The sequence below is a fragment of the Microbulbifer epialgicus genome (genome assembly GCF_041447265.1).
GTDB lineage: Bacteria > Pseudomonadota > Gammaproteobacteria > Pseudomonadales > Cellvibrionaceae > Microbulbifer > Microbulbifer epialgicus.
In genome coordinates this window covers 1-22,349 of the sequence record NZ_JBGMEK010000056.1, presented here as the reverse complement: position 1 = coordinate 22,349, position 22,349 = coordinate 1, and the positions used below count along the sequence as shown (strand labels likewise).

General features: G+C 44.0%; 14 protein-coding genes and 2 pseudogenes. 7 read left to right on the top strand and 9 right to left on the bottom strand.

Annotated elements, in window-relative coordinates; translation table 11 throughout:
• Window positions 1-465 precede the first annotated feature (465 nt).
• Complete coding sequence (locus ACCI49_RS18115) at window positions 466-861, top strand: FAD-binding oxidoreductase (RefSeq protein ID WP_371840562.1); 396 nt, start codon at window positions 466-468, stop codon at window positions 859-861.
• Window positions 862-2,005: 1,144 nt separating this feature from the next.
• The gene (locus tag ACCI49_RS18110; RefSeq protein ID WP_371840561.1) at window positions 2,006-2,833 is read left to right on the top strand and encodes a hypothetical protein; all 828 of its coding nucleotides are present in this window, start codon (window positions 2,006-2,008) and stop codon (window positions 2,831-2,833) included.
• A 216-nt stretch (window positions 2,834-3,049) separates the two neighbouring features.
• Here ACCI49_RS18110 and ACCI49_RS18105 read toward each other — a convergent pair whose 3' ends face one another.
• Complete coding sequence (locus ACCI49_RS18105) at window positions 3,050-3,967, bottom strand: LysR family transcriptional regulator (RefSeq protein ID WP_371840560.1); 918 nt, start codon at window positions 3,965-3,967, stop codon at window positions 3,050-3,052.
• A 119-nt stretch (window positions 3,968-4,086) separates the two neighbouring features.
• Here ACCI49_RS18105 and ACCI49_RS18100 point away from each other — a divergent pair, with 119 nt between their 5' ends.
• Window positions 4,087-4,809 (top strand): SDR family oxidoreductase, encoded by a 723-nt coding sequence (locus tag ACCI49_RS18100; protein WP_371840558.1) that lies wholly within the window; start codon window positions 4,087-4,089, stop codon window positions 4,807-4,809.
• Window positions 4,810-5,062: 253 nt separating this feature from the next.
• Here ACCI49_RS18100 and mmsB read toward each other — a convergent pair whose 3' ends face one another.
• Together mmsB and ACCI49_RS18090 are read right to left on the bottom strand one after the other, a co-directional pair.
• Window positions 5,063-5,956: a 3-hydroxyisobutyrate dehydrogenase gene (mmsB, locus tag ACCI49_RS18095; RefSeq protein WP_371840557.1), complete on the bottom strand. Its 894-nt coding sequence runs from the start codon at window positions 5,954-5,956 to the stop codon at window positions 5,063-5,065.
• Window positions 5,957-6,001: 45 nt separating this feature from the next.
• On the bottom strand, window positions 6,002-7,513 hold the full coding sequence (locus tag ACCI49_RS18090) for a CoA-acylating methylmalonate-semialdehyde dehydrogenase (protein WP_371840556.1): 1,512 nt from the start codon (window positions 7,511-7,513) through the stop codon (window positions 6,002-6,004).
• Window positions 7,514-7,994: 481 nt separating this feature from the next.
• Here ACCI49_RS18090 and ACCI49_RS18085 point away from each other — a divergent pair, with 481 nt between their 5' ends.
• Complete coding sequence (locus tag ACCI49_RS18085; protein ID WP_371840555.1) at window positions 7,995-9,059, top strand: hypothetical protein; 1,065 nt, start codon at window positions 7,995-7,997, stop codon at window positions 9,057-9,059.
• Window positions 9,060-9,258: 199 nt separating this feature from the next.
• Here ACCI49_RS18085 and ACCI49_RS18080 read toward each other — a convergent pair whose 3' ends face one another.
• Window positions 9,259-10,233, bottom strand: a complete 975-nt coding sequence (locus ACCI49_RS18080; RefSeq protein ID WP_371840554.1) for an alpha/beta hydrolase — start codon at window positions 10,231-10,233, stop codon at window positions 9,259-9,261.
• Between the two features lie 480 nt (window positions 10,234-10,713).
• On the bottom strand, window positions 10,714-11,316 hold the full coding sequence (locus ACCI49_RS18075) for a GNAT family N-acetyltransferase (protein ID WP_371840553.1): 603 nt from the start codon (window positions 11,314-11,316) through the stop codon (window positions 10,714-10,716).
• Between the two features lie 451 nt (window positions 11,317-11,767).
• Between ACCI49_RS18075 and ACCI49_RS18070 the strand changes: the two genes are divergently transcribed.
• The 3 genes and pseudogenes from ACCI49_RS18070 to ACCI49_RS18060 form a co-directional block, all read left to right on the top strand.
• Window positions 11,768-13,240: a DEAD/DEAH box helicase gene (locus tag ACCI49_RS18070; RefSeq protein WP_371840552.1), complete on the top strand. Its 1,473-nt coding sequence runs from the start codon at window positions 11,768-11,770 to the stop codon at window positions 13,238-13,240.
• Window positions 13,241-13,382: 142 nt separating this feature from the next.
• Window positions 13,383-13,607 (top strand): annotated as a pseudogene (locus tag ACCI49_RS18065) (transposase family protein); the annotation flags it as partial.
• Window positions 13,603-13,734 (top strand): annotated as a pseudogene (locus ACCI49_RS18060) (IS1595 family transposase); the annotation flags it as partial. The pseudogenes ACCI49_RS18065 and ACCI49_RS18060, both read left to right, overlap by 5 nt.
• A gap of 398 nt (window positions 13,735-14,132) precedes the next feature.
• Here ACCI49_RS18060 and ACCI49_RS18055 read toward each other — a convergent pair.
• The 4 genes from ACCI49_RS18055 to ACCI49_RS18040 all read right to left on the bottom strand — a co-directional run bounded on the left by ACCI49_RS18055 (window position 14,133) and on the right by ACCI49_RS18040 (window position 21,957).
• Complete coding sequence (locus tag ACCI49_RS18055) at window positions 14,133-15,431, bottom strand: amidohydrolase (RefSeq protein ID WP_371840551.1); 1,299 nt, start codon at window positions 15,429-15,431, stop codon at window positions 14,133-14,135.
• 799 nt (window positions 15,432-16,230) lie between these two features.
• Window positions 16,231-18,042 carry a beta strand repeat-containing protein gene (locus ACCI49_RS18050; protein ID WP_371840550.1) on the bottom strand — a complete coding sequence of 604 codons (1,812 nt, stop codon included), beginning with the start codon at window positions 18,040-18,042 and terminating at the stop codon, window positions 16,231-16,233.
• A gap of 279 nt (window positions 18,043-18,321) precedes the next feature.
• Window positions 18,322-19,773 carry a hypothetical protein gene (locus tag ACCI49_RS18045; RefSeq protein WP_371840549.1) on the bottom strand — a complete coding sequence of 484 codons (1,452 nt, stop codon included), beginning with the start codon at window positions 19,771-19,773 and terminating at the stop codon, window positions 18,322-18,324.
• A 774-nt stretch (window positions 19,774-20,547) separates the two neighbouring features.
• Entirely contained in the window at window positions 20,548-21,957 is a 1,410-nt protein-coding gene (locus ACCI49_RS18040) for an amidase (RefSeq protein ID WP_371840547.1), read from the bottom strand.
• Window positions 21,958-22,349 lie beyond the last annotated feature (392 nt).

The following is a 22,349-nucleotide window of genomic DNA, read 5'->3' as shown; positions in this document are numbered from 1 at the left end:
GAATTATTTGAATATACTAAATTTGGTTTCTGTCAATCTGTGAGTAACTTACTAAAAGGTGGAGAGGAAGAATACTCTTCACTCGGGTATATATAAGGCATGAATGCCGGTTACCTGCACTTGAGAGACGTATTTTCAGTGTGCCGCGTGAGAAGTGTATTTTTTACTGCCTCCAGTAGTAAGTCGACATATTTTAGTTCCACAGCGGACAAATATTAGTGGCCTCCCTATAATAAAATTTACGAGAGAAGAAAGAATTTGATGTAGATGTTCATTGCTGGCTATTTCAGGTATTTAGTGACTCCCAAAGAGGACATCGGGACTGCTAGAAGATATTGCTAATAAAAGAAATTTAGAGGTTTGCTTGGTGCATCAAGACTTGGCCGCCGGGATTTTGTCAGAATATATTGAATTATTGTTCGGAAAAAAATATTATCAACATAGTTGGAAGCTCTTTAAGTTTTTATGAAATCCCTGTTGATACTGCTCTTACTATTATCAGCATCTGTTGAAGCCAGCGAGATAAAACCTTTTCGTACGGATGGCTGCAGCGTATTTCCCGATGGCACTCTGGAAAAACAGGAGTTGTGGTTTGATTGTTGTCAAGCCCATGATTATGCCTACTGGAAAGGTGGCACTTATACACAGCGTGAGTTGGCTGATCAAGAGCTGAAAAAGTGCGTTACTCAAACCGGTACTGAAGAAGTAGCCCTGTTGATGCTGTTGGGAGTGCGGGTTGGGGGTACCCCATTTTTACCTACGCCTTTTCGTTGGGGTTATGGATGGCCATATCTACGTGGTTATAAAGCTTTAACAAATGAAGAAAGGGATGCCATTGAGCGAGCTGAAAGATCCAACTAAAATTTTCTTAAGTTATTTTTAAAGCTTATGTTATTTATATAGCGTGATATTTATCATAAATTCAAGGTGGCAATCATTAGAGGTGAAAATCACTAAGGATTTATGTCGTAAATGATGCCCATTTGCTTTCATCGTACCTTTGAATCAAAATTAGCAGTTTAACGTGTTACAAGGATGTGCCGCTGTCGACCATAGGCTCGCGGAGCCCTGAATATTTAATTTATATATCTCTACCATTATTTCATAGTCAAATTAATAGTCAAAATGTCTTTCAATATAACTGATCTTGCTGTCAGAGTATTATACTACTGGGTCAGAAGGAAAGGATACACTGCACGAGACGCGCTGTGAATACATCCCTGTAAGCTCGTAACCGGCATCCATGCCTCATACGGTCCCGAGTGCAGTGTATTCTCTCCTTCCCTCTTTTTAGTAAGTGCGCCTAATTCAAGCCGTCTATAATTTTAATGGTGCTTGGTAAAAACTAAGGCTAGGATTATTGTAAGGTTTCCACCTTATATTTTATATTAATATTTATTTTTTAAAGGGCTGCGGTAAAAATGATAAAATATATCGTAAAATCCCACCATTCAGAACAAATGAAGCTATAAATTTTGCCAATTACTTCTATTTTATATTAATCAAGCTCCCCAAAAAGTATTAAACTCCAAGAATTAAATAAAGTTAATTTTTAACTTTTGTAGGCTGAAATCCTTTGGTGTAGCAATAAGTAATATTTTGAGTGTCAGCGGCAAGGGTATTAAATGATCAGTCTTGTGTAAGTTAGATTTGAGTTTAATAAAAAATGACAGCTTCATACATGCATGATGAACGGCGGATGAGATTTAAGGGTGTTGAGTTTGAGTCAGGGAATTTGTAACAAATAGGTGCTTTTAGATTTTAAATTATTATGAATTTATTTGTATATTGATGAGTTGAATTAGATTATGAGAGAAAAATAATGTTTTTATAGTTTTAATCTATCTTGGTTTGACGCTTGGAGAATTGATTTTTGGTTCTCAAATATCTACGGTACGGCTGAGCTGCCTAGTTTAAATTAAATCTGGAAGTGCTGTCTGGTAGATGGTTTTTCATTAAGTTTTTATTGTAATTATATTTACTTTATAATCTCGAGGAAAAAATAATGAATAGGTCATATTTATCTGTTTTAAATCTTTGTACTTTCATGGCGTGGATGTTGATTTCTTCTAATATGCTCGCTATGTCGCCTGAGCTTGAATCATCATTTTTTAAGTATATGAATCTAAGAGAGAATGCAGAGTTATTTTCTATAGAAAAAACAGATCAAATGCCACCTGGGCAAGATATTATATATATTGATTATGTTTGTGATCCAAATGATGAGAGTAAGCCTTGTATATTGGATCTTCCCGGAAACTATCCTTCTGTTGAGTATGTAATTGAGGAGGGAGCTTATTTACAAGAGGTGCGGCTTACAGGGCAAACCACAGTTGTAACAATGGGTGGAGGTCAGGTTACCAGTTCTATTCAGATATTTAATAAGTCGGAGTTATACTTGCTCGGTGGTAGTATTGTATCGATTAACGGTCGAGATTCCAGTCTTGTGGTTTTAGATGGGACGCAAGCCTCAATTGCCCATATGTATGATAGTTCTACCCTGTTTAGTACAAATAACTCCCCAACCAGATCGCTTTTCTCTTATGAAAATGCTTCAATTTATATGTTGGGTGCAAATTATTCTGAAGGAGAGAAAATTCAAGTATTTTCTTCTGGCAGTTCGACAATAAATCTATACGGTGAACGATTTATCTATATATTAAGCACCAATGGCTGTGTATGGTCTGACAATATCGCTCCAGAAGGAGAACCGGGGATATATGTGAACATCCAAGGTCAATGCCTTTCTGTAGGTATGATAAGTGGAAGTCAAGTATTCATTACCTCCAGTGCTACAGATAATGGTAAAGTCCGATTTTTTGATGTCGACTAAAAACCTAAATTCCTATTTCATGGGGTTGCGCTGGGCTATGATCGACGACGGCACATTCTTGTGCTGCACTAACCCGTTAATTTGTTAGTTAATCGAGTTAAATAGTAAAATTGAACCCAGTCAGATATGCTTTGGGCTGGGTCCAATTTCATAGTATTGAAAATACTGTTTTTTATCAGAGTTGTTGGTATGGGTGAGCTTGTACCCAATAAAATTTCAGTTGCTATAAGGTCCGTTTAGCAATAATTGTCGATATAATTTAGAAAAATTTGCTTTCAGCCATTCCATTAGACTACTCACTCGCGTTAACTGATGACGGAGTGGGGGACAAATCATGGATAGCTGAGTTGATTCTGACCACCCTGGCAACACTTCAACAAGGTTATTTTTATTGATATCTGCTTGAACATATATATCCGCCAGACGAGTTATACCGAGCCCTGCTAGGGCCGCGTGGCGCATTGCTCTGCCACTGACCAACTTTATGCCCTGCTCAGCCTGGATGACTTTCTGGGTATTGCCTCTGCTGAGTATCCACTGGGCGATACTGCCATAAATGAGCGGAACGCTGGATAAGTCTGCAGGCTTGGCAATCGGTGGATATCCCTTCAGAAACTTGGGGCTGGCAACATAGCGTGTCTTTATTGTGTGTAGCTGGCGCACGATTAGGGTTGAGTCACGTAAGTCTCCCATGCGTATTACCAAGTCATATTTATCTTCAATCAAGTCAACACGTACACTGGAAAAATCCAAGTCAACGCGTATCCCTGGGTGCTGCTTTTGAAAATCGATCACTATGGGAGCGATCAGTTCTTCTCCAATTACACCGCCAACTGCATTGATACGAATGCTTCCCTTAAGCTCCTCTGTGGATTGAGTGGCCCATTCGGCTGCAGAATCGAGTTGTTGCATTGCCTGTTTACAGCGTTGGTAGTAACCCTCGCCAACTTCAGTAAGGCGGAGCTTGCGAGTAGTACGGTAGAGCAACTGCACTCCAAGGTCAGATTCTAACTCTGTTACTTGTTGGCTTAAATTGGCTTTGGAAAAGCCACTCTGAGTAGCGGCAGCTGTAAAGCTTCCATGCTCCGCAACGTTGATAAATGCGCGTATAGCCCGCCAAGATAGATTGTTCATAAAAAACAAACAGTAATTTCACATTAATCGGGATTATCATAATAGTGGGACTTTCTATACTTGGTCCATCGAAGAAGTACTGATCGATAGAACGGTTACCTGATATAGAGAGATCCCCTATGACCAAACCTTTAGTCTTAATTACTGGTGCCAGCTCTGGCATTGGTGCTGCAATAGCTCAGGAGATGTCGGCTGCGGGCCATCCACTACTATTGTTGGCTCGTCGCCTGGATAAGATGGAGGCTCTGAATTTGCCCAATACCTTATGTCGCAAAGTAGATGTTACCGATAAATCCGCTCTGATAGCTGCAATTGAGGAGGCTGAACAACAATACGGGCCGGTGGATTGCTTGGTCAACAATGCTGGGATGATGCTATTAGGCGATATTGCTAATCAGGAACCCGTGGAATGGAAGCAGATGTTTGATGTCAATGTGCTTGCAACCCTGAATGGCATTCAAGCCGTGCTTGGAGGTATGAAAGATCGCGGTCGCGGCAGTATTATTAACATCAGTTCGCTGGCCGGCGTGAAGACCTTTATTAATCATGCTGCGTATTGTGGCACTAAGTATGCGGTAGCGGCGATAGCTGAGACTGTTCGTGAAGAAGTGGCGCCCAAAGGTGTACGAATTATGACAATAAGCCCTGGCGCAGTGGAAACAGGCCTTGTGAACCATACCACATCACAGGGGCTTGTTGATGATTATTTGAAGTGGAAAGATTCTATCGGTGGTGCAGTCAATGTTGAGGATATTGCCCACGCAGTTATGTTTATGTATTCACAACCACAGAGTGTCACCATACGGGAACTCCAAATAGCACCTACTCGACAAGAGCGTTGATTCACGATCTGGTCACGAATAAGGTGCTTCACAATTTCTGAGGGGCCACAGATAAAGTTAATTTAAGGCAGGTTGGCTGGAATTGCACTGATTTCTGAATCTTGCCTTTTAGTTTCAACCCAATTATCACTACCAGACCGGAAGTAAAAATACACTCGCTCGCGGCGCACTGTGAATATATTCCTGTACGCTCGTGGGCGGTATCCATACCTCATACTGCCTCAAGTGAAGGGTATTGGCCCCATCCTACTTTCTAGCAAGACTCCTGAAATAATTGTTGGATACTGGAAAAGTCCAATTCCTCATTTCCTGCCAAACTATGTAACCCATAAAGATTACGGGCCAATGAACCGAGGGGCGTATAGCTCCTACTTGCATTGGCAGCTTGTTGAGCCAATCCCAAATCTTTACTCATTAATTTAACCATAAAGCCCCCGGCATAATGCTTACTTGCCGGTACATTTTCCATCACTCCGGGATAAGGGTTATAGTTTTGTAGGGACCAGTTGGAGCCGGAACTCTTGCTTATGATTTCCGTAAGTACTTTGGGATCTAGCCCATTATCCACACCTAGTTGCAGCGCTTCAGCGGTGCCGATCATATGAACTGCCAGCAGCATGTTATTACAGATTTTGGCGGTCTGTCCGGCACCGGCGGTACCGGCGTAAAAAATATTAGTCCCCATATGCTGAAGGATTACTCTGGCCCTTTTTACGCTTGAATCGTCGCCACCACACATAAAGCTCAGTGTACCGGCTGCGGCTCCGGTGACCCCACCAGATACAGGCGCCTCAATGGCTTGAAGCCCTTTGTCATTAGCCGCAGAGATCAGCCGTTTTGAACTGGTGGCAGAAATTGTGGAACATTCAATGATTAAAGAAGTCTTTTCGATTTCATCCAGTAATCTCTCTTCATCAATATAAAGAGATTCTACTGCTGTATCGTGTGGCAGCATACTGATGACAAATTCAGCATCTTTCACTGCCTCCTGCGGAGATACGCATCTTTCCACTCCTTGTGAACAGGCGTGATCGAGTAAGTCTGCTACTGGATCAAAGCCCTTGACTCTAAAGCCCGCTTTAACCAGGTTGAAAGACATGGGAGCACCCATATGTCCCAATCCAAAGAAAGCTACTGTCTTATCCATTGCGCACACCTTTGGCGGGATATCTATTGACCATTCTAAGGGTGATTATTTGAGATGTATCGTCATATTTGCATGTTCCGCATGCTCAATATCAGAATCGAACCAGCGTGCGGTTACCGTTTTCGTCTCGGTATAGAAACGTACTGCTTGTTTTCCATAAGCATGCTGATCTCCATAAAAGGAGGCTCGCCAGCCAGTAAAACTGAAAAATGGTAACGGTACAGGAATCGGAATATTGATTCCTACCTGACCGACGAGAATTTCGTGTTGATACTTCCGAGCCACTGCACCACTGGCGGTAAATATAGATGTGCCATTGCCATAGGGACTGGTATTGACCAATTGAATTGCATCATCTAGTGAATCTACATTTACCAAACAAAGGACAGGACCAAAAATTTCATCTGTATAAATCGACATATCTGCAGTGACATTGGCAAACAGGGTGGGGCCCACCCAATTTCCATTGGGGAAATCCGTTACAGAAAATTTGGAGCCATCCAGCAAGCAATCAGCCCCCTCAGATTTACCTTTCTCGATGTAGCCAAGGACTCTTTCTCTTGCCGCCGGTGATATTAATGGTCCGTAATCCGAATCTTGGTTCTTCCAGTGGCCCGGTTTTACCTTGGCCATGACATCGCGAATTTCAGGTGTCCACTGTTGAGCCTCGCCCACCAATACTGCGACTGATATCGCCATACAGCGTTGACCTGCCGCGCCAACCGATGATCCAATGATATTGTTAATAGCAGCATTTTTATTGGCATCAGGCATAACTACCATATGGTTTTTGGCGCCGGCAAAGGCCTGCACCCGCTTTAAGTATTGGGTGCCCGTTTGATAGATGTGGCGGCCCACGGGTACAGACCCAACAAAAGAGATTGCCTTAATGTCAGGGTCTTCTAGTAACAAGTCCACCTGATTTCGGCCACCGTGAACGACTTGTAATATACCCTTTGGTGCGCCGGCCTCTTCAAATAATTCAGCCAGCTTACAAGGCGTAATTGGATCCTGCTCCGATGGCTTAAGGATAAAAGTGTTGCCACAGGCGATTGCCATGGGAAACATCCAAAGGGGGATCATTGCGGGGAAATTAAAGGGTGTGATACCGGCACACACCCCAATCGGCTGTAAGTAAGAATAACAGTCTATCGCACTGGCGACATTTTCGACGGTTTCACCCATCATCAGAGTGGCAATATTTGCTGCATGTTCGACCACTTCAATGCCCCGCCAAATATCTCCCTTAGCGTCTTCAAAAGTCTTACCCGTTTCCTCACAAAGTATTCTCGCCAGGGGCTCTTGATGTTCCTTCAATAAGGCCTGGTATTTGAGCATGATACGTGCTCTTGTGGGGATTGGCGTATTTTTCCATTCACTGAACGCTTTTTTGGCGGAAATTACTGCATTACGCAGTTCTTCGGGGGTAGTATAGGGTGCTCGCGTGAGAGTCTCACCGGTGGCCGGATTGGTGACATCTAGCCACTCTTTACTGTCAGACTGTATCCATTGGCCGTCAATATATAGAGGCAGCTGGGTGGGTATAGATTTATCCATTTTATGCATGTGTCAGGCAGGAAGTTAGGTGTACTCATTTTAGGTATATTTTGGAAAGAAAAGAGAAATTATCCGCCTCATATATCCGTTACTCAGCCGATATGGCTCCTGATTGATCAGAACTGCCTTTTTAAGATGAACATCATATTTCAATGGATGTATTTTTGATATGACAAATTATTTGTTTATAAAAAATATTTGATTTTTGTTGTGGAAATGCTCTCATTTTATATATGTATGACTAATGAAAACACAAGTAGCATATGAATGCTGTTATGCTTATACCCGCTGTAAGCTGGTTCTAGATTTCTAATGTAAGATTGGTCCGGATGTTAATATTTACTCTTATTCCTGTTACTTTTTAGCGGTAGGGTAATTCGTTACTTTGTTGGCAGCTTTTGGATGTGTTAAATATGTCTGGGCTGGCGTAGGCCAGTTATTTTGACTCAATATACAATTATCTTCTTATAGGAAGGGTGTTATGCATTGCTTATTTAAAACTGGGTATTTGCTGTTTTCTTTTCTATTGTTTTTTTTAGGTGGCGGGGTACACGCAACAACACTTGATGACTTGCGTGCTCATGATCCCACTTCAGATAAAACCTGGGCAGAGCAGTGGTTTTATAACATTGCCGTGCCTGATGTAGGGTATTTTAAGGTAAGTCTTCAGACATATATATCCCCTGATTTTGAGGTTCCAGAGCCAAAAGCCTATATACACTTGGCTTTCTCTCCATTAGATGGGCCAATTGTTAAGCATGATATATTCCATGATGAGATTATTTTGGATAATCCGGACAATCCAGGTGAATTTTACTATGAGGTTCCAGGTTTAATTGTTGCTGATAAAAATCATATAGATATTAATTATGATTTTTTTGATTTCACTATGCGTTGGACTGGTGAGCATCATTATTATTGGCACGGCAATAATCCAGGTAGATCCCCGCTGGGGATTCTAAAAGAAATTATCAATTTTGGGCCTGAGTGGTTTGTTTACACGATGGGCACACCTATTCATTACAGTTTTTCGGATGGGAATATTGCATTAATGGGTGGAGGATTCGCTCAATTGGATAAAGGCTGGTTCGATGATGAATCGAGCTCAGGCATTGTTTATACGATGGGTTTATCTGATGAATTGTATTTTATGCTTACTGGAGGAAAAGTTAGTGATACTAATATCGAAATGTGGATAGGTCGCTATATTTCCGGGGCGCATGATATGATTTTCTATCCCGCCTTTAATGGCTTGTCTGTTAGGCGCGAGTCTGATGCTTGCGAAGGGTATGCAAAGATTGAGTTTAGCAAAATTAACTATAAGTTAGTTGTTGAGGCAACGGCGGATCCGGACAGTTTTTATTCTCAAAGCTTTCCTTCGGATGTGATTTTTGGTAAAGGGCAGAAATATATGAAATCTATGCAGGCTAAGGTGGATTTTTCACTCTATAAAAAAGGAACCTTGATTGAAACAATTACTATGCCACAAGCTTTGTTGGAGTTCAGTGGGCCTCTGGCCTGTGAAACGTTTTTTGATCAATTATAATATACAACTCCGGAGTCAGCTCTGCCATAGTCCTTCGAAAGTTTAATGGCACTAAAGGAGTCTGTATACTCAACTTTTATTAAAAACCCGAAGGGGAAGAATACACTTTATGTTGGGCCTAATAAGGCATGGATGCCGATTACGAGCATGCTGAAGGAAAAGTGTATTCTTTACTTCCATTCCAGTTATAGGAAAGCCATTACCTATTATCATTGAACCAATTTATGAGCATTTCATGCTCAGCGTTACCAATTACCGCCATGCTGGGGTGGTTTCTGTCTGGAACAGGAATTACTGAAATATTGTCTTTCGCTAAATCTTTGTAATATCTGTAAGGGGCTACAGAATCCGCTGGTGAGGAAAATAAAAGAACAGGGATTTTGGTGTTGTACAAAATGGGCTTAATCTGAGTTTTATCAACACTGATATTGGCGTTATCTAAGGCTGTCAATGCTCCTTCACGAATTTGACTGGTAGAAATAAACCGACTTAATAGTGGATAACCTGCTTTGATATAATTGTTGGCAGCTTGATCAAAAGGGAGCATTGGAGCCTGTAAAATAAGCCCGCTAATATCTTCTCTTGAGGCGTTGACATATGCGGCGGCTAGTCCACCCATAGAATTTCCTAGCAGAAAAATATTTCCATCGTTTATGGATTTTTTCTTGATTAATTCATCAAGGAGTTCGTTAATTGCTACGCTATCCCCAACGCCATATTTCTTTTCGCCTCCTGACTCTCCATGACCAAGGAGATCGGGGATCACTACATCATATCCAAGAAAGCGGAAATACAGCGCAGAGTGAATCATAAGCTCTTTGGACATATTGAATCCATGCAACAAGATTACTGTTCCTGTATGCATGCTATCCAGTGAGTTTCTGTGGATCTCAAGCTCAACTATGCTGTCACTGCCTTCCGCTTCGAGCTCGATGGAATACCGAAGCTTCTTTGCCTCTATTGGTTTCGCATATAAGTAACTTATGCAAATCCCTGATGACCTTGAGCAATAGCTATCTTTTTGGAAACCCAGCTCCTTAATGCGGTGCGTTTCCACAATGTGGTCATAAGGAAAGCTTTTAGAGCTTTCTATGAAATAGGCAATATTAGAGGAACAGGCTGATGTCAGCATGACTAAAAAGGTAATACAGCATAGTAATGCTTTGAGTTTCATAGATATTTTTCTGATTGTTCGTCTTTAGGTACCTTAAATCAAAATCTGCCTTATGTTTAGTCTCTAAAATTGGAAGCTCGATTAATTACTTGAAACTCTTGGTGACCGGAAAGTCAAGATTTTTCGGGTTTTGGCCTGATACAAGTCATGTGTATGAAATAGAGGACCTGCATTCAACTCTAAAGTGCATCAGTTGATCATCTGGAAAAGAACGGCCAACTGAGGGTAACATCTGGCCTAAGTAACTAATGCTAGTCAGTCTCCAGTGCTTATTCTGGCAGTTGTCCTGGGTGCAATGAAATGCTGGTAGATACGCGAACCTGCTGGTATTTCACAGACTTACGCAGGCCTATGACCAGCGGCATCACATCTTTTGCGCTGTATTAATTCATTTACTGATTGGTTTTCCAAGTCAATAAAAGTCGCAGGGGGCTCCCGAGAATTTAATCTGGCAGCCCGTCGTGAGTTAAACTTAAAGGGTTAGCTTAGATTAATCCGGCTATCCTTAGTGGCAGAATCATGGCCGCTAGTGTGCAGGTTTGGGTATAAGTTTAATGTGTAAGTTAACAAGGTATAATCCCGTGAATCTGCTTTACATATAAAGCCCATAGACCTGGCGAAAGTCTGCACGCGCTTGTTTTCGGCAGACTCAATAGAGTAGATACGCTCCAGGCCTTGTTCGCGGGCGCAGCCAATAAGGCGTTTTAGCATAATGCGCCCCAGGCCCAGCCCCTGCCAATCATCACTGACAACTACTGCGCATTCACAAGCTCGTCCATCTGGATCTACAGCGTAGTGCGCTGTGGCAACAGCTCTTTGCGCACGGTCGCTACTACACAAGGCAATAAAAGCCTCATGGATCTGGTGATCATTGTCAGTGAGCAGCTCAATGAGTTTTTCGCTGGCCTTACAGTTACCGCCCAGAAAGCGGTCGCGGCGGGTCTTGGGAGACAAGTCTTCAATTAGCTCCTTCTCCAGTTGGCCGTCACTACGACAAATTGGGCGTATGGATACCTTGCGCCCGTTGCCGAGCGTAATCATTTCTATCTGATGCGCAGCACTGACTTTGCTGTTATGTGTCATGACTGTGTATATCCCTGCTGCACTTGGCAGCTTTGTCTTAAGTTCGCAACGGAGGTTGGATATCAAAAAGATAGACGCTCGCGTTGCGAACGCAAAACTATGTTACGGTCGCGTTGAGGCAATTCCTTACATCGGCTTTGTATAAGGCTATAAGTCAGTGGTGTTATCCGCTAGAACTATACAGTCAGTTCATTTATGGTATAGTGCAGCTGCTGTGATTTCTCAGCTGCGTCATTTGTAGGCCGGCAATCTACCGGTATCCCCCCTGGAACATTTCTCAAATTCTTCCCGGAAACTTCTACTGAATGCCGCGCACCGATTATTATCGGTGAATAGACGGCTGTATGCATCGAGCGCCGACTCGCTTGGAATGCCAACTCCGATTTCTTTTTTTGCACATTAATAGTGCGAACGTATTTGATTGCGCTCGTAGCGCAGTTCGAGGTTATTTATGTTGTTTGATGATCTGGGTCTCGCCCAGGATATTGCCCGCGCGGTCTCGGAACAAGGATACAGTGCACCCACGCCCATTCAGGCGCAGGCCATCCCGGCGGTGATGAAAGGTAGTGATATCATGGCGGCGGCCCAGACCGGCACCGGCAAGACTGCGGGCTTCACTCTGCCACTGTTGCATCGCCTGAGTGCTGGTGAGCGCGCCCGTAAGGGCCATGTTCGTGCCCTGGTGCTGACCCCCACACGGGAGCTGGCTGCACAGGTATTTGATAACGTGCAGAGCTATAGTAAGTATCTACCTATGCGCCATGCGGTAGTGTTTGGTGGAGTTAAGATCAATCCGCAGATCTCACGCCTGCGCGGCGGCGCCGATATTCTAGTGGCCACACCAGGGCGCCTGTTGGACCTTTATGGTCAAGGTGCTATCCGTTTCGACCGCTTGGAGGCTTTGGTACTGGATGAAGCCGACCGCATGCTCGACATGGGCTTTATCCATGACATCAAGCGGGTCTTGAGAATACTGCCTTCCCAGCGTCAGAACCTGTTGTTCTCGGCAACTTTTTCGCCGGACATCCGCCAGTTGGCGAAGGGGCTGGTGAAAAACCCGCTGGAAATTGACATCAGTCCACGTAATTCCACCACCGAAACAGTACGCCAGAAGCTGCACCCTGTGGATAAGGCACGAAAAACTAAACTGTTGAGTCATTTGATACGCGAGAACAACTGGCACCAGGCTTTGGTGTTCAGCCGAACCAAGCATGGGGCCAATCGCCTGGTAAAGCAGTTGGAAGGCGATAATATTCGCGCCGTGGCAATTCACGGTAACAAGAGCCAAAACGCACGCACCCGCGCCCTGGCGGACTTTAAGATGGGGAAGGTGCAGATCCTGGTCGCCACAGATATTGCCGCGCGTGGAATCGACATTGATCAGCTGCCCCAGGTGGTCAACTTCGATCTGCCCAATGTTCCCGAAGATTATGTGCACCGTATTGGCCGTACAGGTCGTGCTGGTGCGCGAGGCCAGGCGGTATCCTTGGTCAGTGCGGATGAAATCAAGCAACTGCGCGATATCGAGCGCCTGATTGGTAAGCCGATTCCCCGTGAAGAGGTCGAGGACTTTGAGCCTGATCACCAACTGCCCGCTTCCGGCAACCCAAAGCGCGGCGGAGGACAAAAAAGCCGCACCAATGGCCAGAAGCGAACAGAAGTGGCCCGTGGTAATGGCGATCGCGGCGGTCGCAATAGCCGGGACAATCGCACCGACAATCGTGAAAACGGGCGGAGTAACGGCGAGAGTCGGGTTAAAAGCGGTTCCCGTAGCCGTGGCGACAACCGCGGAAACTCTGGGGTACGCACAAAAGGCAATGGAGGAGGGCGTGGGCGAGGAGACAGTGCCGCTCGCACTGACTCGCAACGACCTCAGCGGGCTCCCCGTCGTCGCCCTGCCAGGGGCCATGCGGAAAGCGTCTAAAACCAAATTTAAAAAGCGGCATTTGCCGCTTTTTAATTATCGAAGCAATAAGCTACCTTAAGCTTTGCTAATTACCACTCTTGTTAAGTCACAGATAACTATATAGATACAGTTATTTGTTTGTTCTACAAGGAAATCCACCATGGCTCGCAACAAGGTGCAGTTTCAGAAGGGCATTAATTTGACCCAATTCCTTAAAAAATACGGAAGTGAAGAGCAGTGCTTCAACGCGCTCTGCCAATGGCGTTAGCCAAACGGCTTCTGTTGTCCTCACTGCGGACACGACAAGCATTGCGATCTGTTTTATCACAAGCTCAAACAGTGCAATCGGCGTCCACGTCAAACGTCGGTGACTTCTCGTACAATATTTGGCTGAATTTCAATATCGGTTTAATCGACGATTTGATTTGTCCGCGATCATTCCCCGATTTATTTTTGTCTCACTCCGCACACCACCAATGCTGGAAAGGTTGCTGAAAATTGGTTTAGCATAGGTGGTAATTAGGTAAGTTTTTGAGAAATCTTTTCACAAGTGTTTTTCAATGAGGGTGCAGATTATAAAAAATAGATGCAGCAGCCTGTTTCTAGTACCAGTGTCTGCACTCTATTTCGAAATAAACGGCCTACGTCTAAATGCCCCACAGTATTTCCATTTTCTATCCATAATTGATCATATTTTTTCCCCTTCCTTCTGTGGTCTTATTGTTCTCTGGCGAGGTGGTAAGTGAAGTGCAGTTTCAGCATGCAGAGATTTACTAAACCGGGTCAAAACAGAAGCGGTTGCTATTACAGACCTGAATACGGTGCCAGCAGCACCCATAACGTAACAATTACTGTTGAGTAATTTAAACTTAGAAGAAAGCGAGTCTCAAATGAGACTCGCTTTCAATTACTACTCTTTATAGTTGGCCATATAGTCCAGGGTCAGCAATGTCAAAATCTCAGTCCCTTTGCGTAATGCACTTTCATCCACATAAAAGAGCGGAGAGTGGTTACTGGGCGCTTTGCTTGGATCTTGTCCCTCTGGAGTTACGCCCAGGAAATAGAAGAACCCAGGCACTTCATTGGCAAAGTAGGAAAAGTCTTCTGCACCGGTGACTTTGGGCACTTCAACAACACGCTTGTCCCCCACTACGGATCTCAGAATCGGCAGGGCCATTTCAGTCAGTTCGGCATTATTGATAGTAACCGGGTAGCCTTCCAGAATTTCCACATCGGCACTGGCTCCGGAGCTTTCGGCAATCAACTGAGCGGTGGTTTTTAAACGTTTGAAAATTTCCGTGCGGTTATCCATATCAAAGTTACGGATGGTGCCATTTAAGTAAACGCTATCCGGAATAATATTATTGCGCACGCCGCCATCAATTCTGCCATAGGAAATAACCGCCGGTTCCTTTGTGATATCTATCTGCCGGCTGACGATGGCCTGGGTGCCCATGACCACCTGAGCGGCAGCAACAATTGGGTCTACCCCACCCCAAGGACGGGAGCCATGAGTCTGGCGCCCATGAATGGTGATGCGGAATTCATCGGCCGCAGCCATCATTGGCCCTGAGCGATAGCCCACTACACCAACGGGTAGCGAGGACGTAACGTGTTGGCCAAGCACTACATTTGGTTTATATTTTTTGAAAAGTCCCTCCTTGAGCATCAACTCCGCTCCGCCTTCTTCACCTTCTGGGGCTCCCTCTTCGGCGGGCTGGAAAATAAACAGTACATTACCGGTCAATTCATCACGGAGGTTCGCAAGTACTTCGGCGGCGCCCATTAACATGGCCACATGAGTATCGTGGCCGCAGGCATGCATTACACCGACCTCCTTGCCCTGGTAAGTGGTTCTGACCTTAGAGGCGAAGGGGACATCGGTTTTTTCGGTAACTGGTAGGGCGTCCATATCTGCCCGAAGTGCCACCGTTGGACCAGGCTTAGCTCCTCTTAATAGTCCGACCAATCCCGTATGTGCGATTCCCGTTTCTACTTCTAGCCCTAAAGCGCGGAGATGCTTCTCGATGTATTTAGCCGTTTCAAATTCGCGGTTGCCCAGCTCGGGATTTTGGTGCAGGTGGCGACGCCACTCTATAACTTTGGATTCGGTATTTTTAAGCAACTGCTGGGGATCAGTTTCAGCAGCCATTGCCTGGCTGGTAAACAGTGAGGCGCAGATAGCCAGAGGCAGAAATAATTTCTTCACGGCATATTTCCTTCATTTACATTATCATTGCTTGATTCTAACCCTTTGGGAGCAAGGCTCCCATGACATATCCAATCAGCTTCTAGTAAGTCCGATATTGGGGTTTGATTGGAATAACAGGAAATTAACGAATAGGTTGAGCTTAGCCTCAATCCCATTTTTAAACAGAAGTTACTCATCATTAGCACAGCTTATACTGTGTAACAGTCTGGCGGCGGAAATCCATGGTGATCAATTTCTATGTTGGTTGGTATGCAATTTACACTGCCTTTTTTAAAATAATCTGACACTGCGCTGCAGCGGCCTTTTGCTCTGGTTACTTACCAAAAAGTTTTTTCGAAATAAGATTTTTGGAAAAGTCAGGAACTAAAATTACTGGTGAGCTAACAAGGTTTTATGGAGTATGTTCCTTCCTGTATGTGTATTTGTGAAAATTAAAATAAAAAATTATAAGTTTGAAAAATCCATGGACTAACGAGTCAATTTGGAACGCCTTCATCGCCCATAGGTAAGCTATAGCCCGTGAAATACTACTGGATCAGAAGGTTAGAATACACTGCGCTAGGGACCGTATGAGGCATGGATGCCGATTACGAGCTTACAGGGATGTATTCACAGCGAGTCTCGAGTGCAGTGTATTATTTCCTTTAGTAGCAGTAGGGACACGTATTTGCGCTAGTAGTTAATTGCCAGATTAATAATAACTTGCAGCCGACAAGGGGTAGAGGGGTTAGGTAGTCATCCTACCTAAAAGTGAACTCTCTGAAGGCTGCTAATTAGGATTAAATATCCAGTTATGCTACTGCATAATAGTACCCATATTGCCATTACCTATCTGTAAAGCAATCGCAGTTTTTCCAAATCCGGTTTGGGTAGTTGTGTGGCTGTTATTGCTTCCTATCTGTAACGTGGCAGCCGCACTGAGAGTGGCTCCGATTTGGGTAATAATGGCCATATTTACGATGCCGGTCTGATTGATAGCGGCGATACTTAAGGTGGTTCCGTTCTCTTGTTGGATATCGGCGTCATTCATTGCACCAGCTTGATTAACTACCGCGAGACTGAAATCGGTGTCTGATTGTTCAATAAGGCTAGTATTCGTCGAGCCTATTTGATTGGATAAAGCACTGGTGGATACTGTCGCATTTTGAACTATGCTTGCGAAGTTCATGGTGCCTATTTGGTTAGCTAGAACACTACTTGCTGTGGTTGTAACTTGACCAATACCCCCTGTATTCAGTGTGCCTACTTGGTTAATTTGAGCATTACTTGCTGAGACATCGTTAAGTTGAGCAATACTACCGCCATTCATAGAACCTAGCTGATTAACTAAGGCTCTGCTTGCAGTGACACTACCCTGTTGACCGATACCTACAGAGTTCATAAAGCCTACTTGATTGATTGAAGCACTAGTAGCTGTGACACCATCCAATTGACCAAGCCCTAAGGAATTCATTGTGCCTATTTGATTAAATGAAGCTCTGCTTGCAGTGACATCATCCTGTTGGCCAATACCCGCACTATTGTTTGAGCCTATTTGATTGGCCGAAGCACTCGTTGTGCTGACACCATTAAGTTGACCAATACCCACTCCATTCATAGCACCAGCCTGATTAATCAAAGCACTGCTTGCGGTGACAGCAGACTGCCCGATGCCACCCGAATTCATAAAGCCCGTCTGATTAACGGTGGCAATACTTAAGCTGGTTCCGTTTTCTTGGCTGATATTGGCACCATTCATTACGCCAGACTGATTGCCTATGGCGAGACTGAAAGCAGTGTTCCCTTGATCAATACCAATAGAATTCATTGAACCAGCCTGGCTGGAAAAGATGCTACTGGATACCGTCATGTTTTGATCGACTTCGACAAAGTTCATTGAGCCTATTTGATTGGCCGATAAACTGCTTTCGGTAGTCAGATTTTGAAAGGTATCTGCAATATTTATTGAACCACTTTGGCTGATCAAAGCATCAGTTGCTGTGGTAAAATTTTGACCGATAAGTCCCCGATTCATATAACCCTGTTGATTGATAGTAGCACTTGCCAATGTGGTTCCAGTTTGAGCAATTTGACCAGAATTCATAGAGCCAATTTGATTGAGTAAAATACTACTAGCTGTTGCAACAACTTGACCGCTATTACCCCCATTCATAGAGCCTGTTTGGTTGACCAAAATACCGCCACCAGTGGTTGCACTTTGGTTGGTAACCACTCCATTCATAAGTCCTATTTGATTTATAGTGGCTGACCCAAGGGTAGTGTTAACTTGTGTCGAAAATGCCTGATTTGCTTCACCCAGCTGGTTTATGGAAATACGACTCAAAGAAGTATCATTCTGCTGCGCCGTGCCCGTAACATTTAATTGTCCACGCTGTAGCTGAGTCGTCAAACTGTTATTCGTATTCGTCGTCTGAATGGCATCTGAGTGATTGGACACTCCGAATTGCGCTTGTGTGATGAGATTGTTATTTATGGTCGGGTCTGTTTGATCCGCATCGGCCATATTATTGGCCCCAACCTGAATTTGTATTGCCGTATTATTATCTGCGAAGGTACTATTGCTTAATGCGACTAATATGGCCGCGGCTGGTGGGGTCAATTTTTTCATGAGTAATTCCTTTACCTATGATTTACATTCCTGTATCAATATTTTTACCTTGGGTATGATCGATGTAATTATGGTTCCTAGGAGTTATTACCACTGGGTCAGAAGGAAAGAATACACTGCACTCGAGACGCGCTGTGAATACATTCCTGTTAGCTCGTAATCGGCATCCATGCCTCATACGGTCCCGAGTGCAGTTTATTCTTTCCCCCTGTTTAGTAAGAGGCTACTTAATAGTAAACACTGAAAACTTCACTCCCATACGCTTTTGTTCTTAGTTTGCTATTGCATAATAGCTCCCATATTTCCGTTGCCAATCTGCACGGCAACAGCGATCTGGCCGGTTCCAGTTTGGTTAGTGGTATGGACATTATTACTACCTAACTGGAAGGTTGCCGCTGCACTGAATGAAGCCCCGCTCTGAATAATCTCCGTCAAGTTCATAGCACCAGCCTGGCTGGCTGTGGCAAGACTCAGGGTAGTTCCATTCTCTTGAGTGATATCGACATCATTCAATTCACCGATTTGATTAACAGTTGCAAGGCTGAAATCGGTATTCAATTGGACAATCGTGCTTTCATTCATTGCGCCTAGCTGATTGGAGAAGGCGTAACTTGCTATAGTTGTAATTTGGCCGATTCCATTGCTATTCATAGAGCCTATTTGATTGATCCAAGTGCTACTTGCTGTAGTTGTAGCTTGAAAGATATTGCCCCCATTCATATCACCTACTTGATTGAACCAAGCACTACTTGCTGTAGTTGTAGCTTGATTAATGTTGCCTCCATTCACGGAGCCCACTTGATTGAGTAAAGCGCTGCTTGCCGTCGTTGACATTTGAGTGATCATACTGAGATTCCGAGAGCCTACTTGGCTGGATAAAGCGCTACTTGCTGTAGAAAAATTTTGTGTGATGCTCCCGCCATTCAAACTGCCCATTTGATTGAACCAGGCACTGTCCACTGTCGCAAAACTTTGTACGATACTTCCGTTATTCATAGCGCCTATTTGATTGAGCCATGCATTGTTTTCTGTAGTTAAGGTTTGTCCGATGCCCCCACTGTTCATCTTCCCTACTTGACTGACCCAAGCACTACTTGCTGTTGTTGAGTTTTGACCGATACTCAAAAAATTGCTGGAACCTATTTGGCCGGCCCAAGCCCTACTTGCAGTGGTTCCAGCTTGTTGGCCGATGCCCGCTTGATTCATATCGCCGACTTGATGGATCCAAGCACTAGTTGCCATGGTTGTGACTTGATCAATGCGGCTGATATTTATAGAGCCTAACTGATTGGATAAGGCACTACTGGTTGTCGATGAGGTTTGAAAGATTTCGGCCATATTCATTAAACCTGCCTGATTGAGAGTGGCAGCAGTAAGACTGGTATCATCTTGTACGGCAAACACTTGATTTGCCTGCCCCTGCTGGCTTATAGAAACCCAGCTTAAAGTTGTATTCTGTTGCTGAAATGATCTTGCAATATTTGCCTCGCCAGCTTGTAGGTGGGTTGCCACACTGTTATTGGTGCTTGTGGTCTGAAAGGCTTCTGAATTATTGGAAACACCAAATTGTGTTTGGCTGATTAGGTTATTGTGAGTGGTTGGATCTGTTTGATCTGCGTCGGCCATATTATTGGCGCCAACCTGGATCTGTATTGTCACATTATTGTTCGCCAGTGTGTTGCCGCTTAAAAAGACTAATGTGATTGTCGCGATCTGGTTTAAAAGCTTCACCAAAATATTCCCTGCGTTATATTTATACTGCTGCTTGAAAAAAATTTCTAACTGGTCGCACTAATGGCTGGGACCTATTACGTCATATCCAACAATTTTGTTGGATAAGGAGAGCTGTATTTGGCGACCAAGACATTAAGGTTCTTTCTCTTGGTGAATAGTCGTGGATTTCATATTTGTTGCCTAAAAGCTATGAAGTCTGAACCGTCACTGTAGATAAATTGAGGGACATCTAAAACCATTTTGAACAGTTGAAACTTCTTATATTCAAATGCGAGTCAACTTCGGAAGTAAGTGTATTCATAAGTTGGCCTTTATCTATAGGCTGAAAGTGCTTATTTTCTAGGAAGAAAGTGTGTCAATAGGGTGGATAAATCACAGGGCTTGGTGGAATTGATAGACACTCTAGAGTACAACTGCTACCAGATACCTGACCCTTTGAATACCCAAGCTATAAATCTTTTCTAATAAGACTTGGCGCTATAGGTGGATATTACTTTGGCATAAACTTTATTTTTGACAGGAGAATAATTATTCGTCATGTATAAAAGAGCATAACTTGTAAAATAATGCTTGGGTAAATATCGATATGTACAAAAAGGGGGGAAGGAAAGAATACACTGCACTCGAGACCGTATGAGGCATGGATGCCGATTACGAGCTCACAGGGATATATTCACAGTGCGCCTCGAGAGCAGTGTATTCTTTCCTTCTGACCCAGTAGTATCTTGTCTGCTATAAAATACAGTAAATGCTAAAACGTTCCTCTTGCTCCTATACATTACAGGGGGACGGCGGCTTTATCCAACCGCCTAAAGCTTGCTCAATATAAGTGGCAATTTGTAAGCCAATACCTTCATAAAATTGCTTGGTAATAATCTGTACGCCGATAGGCAGGCCTGATTTTGCTGTGCCAGCTCGCACTGTCACTATAGGTAATAACAGCGTACTTACTCCCCAAGCGTAACTGGCGTTGATCACCATACCTGGGTCCATCATTGTTTTATCAGCGGAAATAGCTTCCTGGGGTGTGACCGGGCAAATTAAAGCATCATAATGATCAAAGAACCTGAGAATATCACTGCGAAATAAGTCCCATTCATGCCATACAGCCAAAAACTGATTCAAGTCGCAAGAGTAGGGTTTAAAATAGTTGAGTATTTTTTGCATTAACGGTGAAATTCTTTTGACATTTAGACTTTTCAGTCCTGATCGAAATTCTGTATAGGCACAGGCGCCCAAAGTTTTATGGAAAAATTCGAATCCTTCTCCAAGGCGAGGCGGCCAATCATGGTTAACGGTGCAATGGCGTCCTGATAAAGCATTTGCTACGTCTTGAATTGCTTGCCGGGTTTCGCTGGAAATTGGTGGGCCAACCTCATCAAAGACATAGGCAATTTTTAGGTCTTCAGCTTTCCTGGCACTGGCTAGGCTGATCGGTCTGGGTATCACAGCTGAGTCCCGGCCATCTGGGCCCTCTAAAACTGAGAGCAATAGCGAGGCATCTTCCACAAAACGACAAATTGGTCCCTCAGTGAGTATCAAGCCCATTATCCCGGTGCGGAGACCACTGGGATAAACTACTCCGGTAGACGGAATAACCCGTGGCGTTGTTTTTACACCACAGAGTCCGCAATAATGAGCTGGCACTCGGACACTACCGCCGACATCGGCACCAACATCAAAGGCACTGCCGCAAGCCGAGACAATTGCAGCAGCACCACCACTGCTGCCACCAGCACCTCGGTTCAGATCATAAGGGTTTAAGGTTTGGCCATACACCAGATTGTCTGTATCTGGCGAATTTTCCATTTCCGGTGTGTTGGTTTTTCCCAACAGTATTGCTCCGGCATTTTTTAGGCGCTTGGCAATTGTAGAGTCATAATTGGTTATATGATCCTTTAATCCCAAACAACCTGCGGTGACAATATCGCCCTCAGTTGCATAAACATCTTTTAAGGTAAAGGGGAGGCCATGCAAAGGACCTAACTTTTCACCATTCGCCAGCTGTTGATCTTTCTTTTTGGCCTCTGTCAGTGCGCGTTGAGGGTTAAACTGAACAACAGCATTGATGTAAGGATTAACTTTTTCGATTTGTTCAATATAGGCCCTCGTCAATTCGACACAAGAGCACTCCTTATTACGAATCATGTTCGCCAATTTAGTCGCAGAATATGAAATCATATTCAATCATACCCCTATGGTTTTACAGTATATTGACCATTACATTGATGTTTAACGGCTGTAAACTGTAAGTAAATAGTTCAAGCTCTCTGTAAAAATGAAAAAGAGCATAATTTATTGCTCAGCAATTTCATCACATCGACGCATACCGGGAGCGTATATAGGCCCAATTACTACTGGGGCAGAAAGAATACACTGCACTCGAGACGCGCTGTGAATACATCCCTGTAAGCTCGTAATCGGCATCCATGCTTCATACGGTCCCGAGCGCAGTGTATTCTTTCCTTTCCCCTTTTTAGTTTAACGTAGAAACCCACGTCCTACGGACGTGGTCATGAGTGACTGGCTTTGCCTGTTACGAGTGAGGTGGCTCATGTTACACCTAGGTTCGA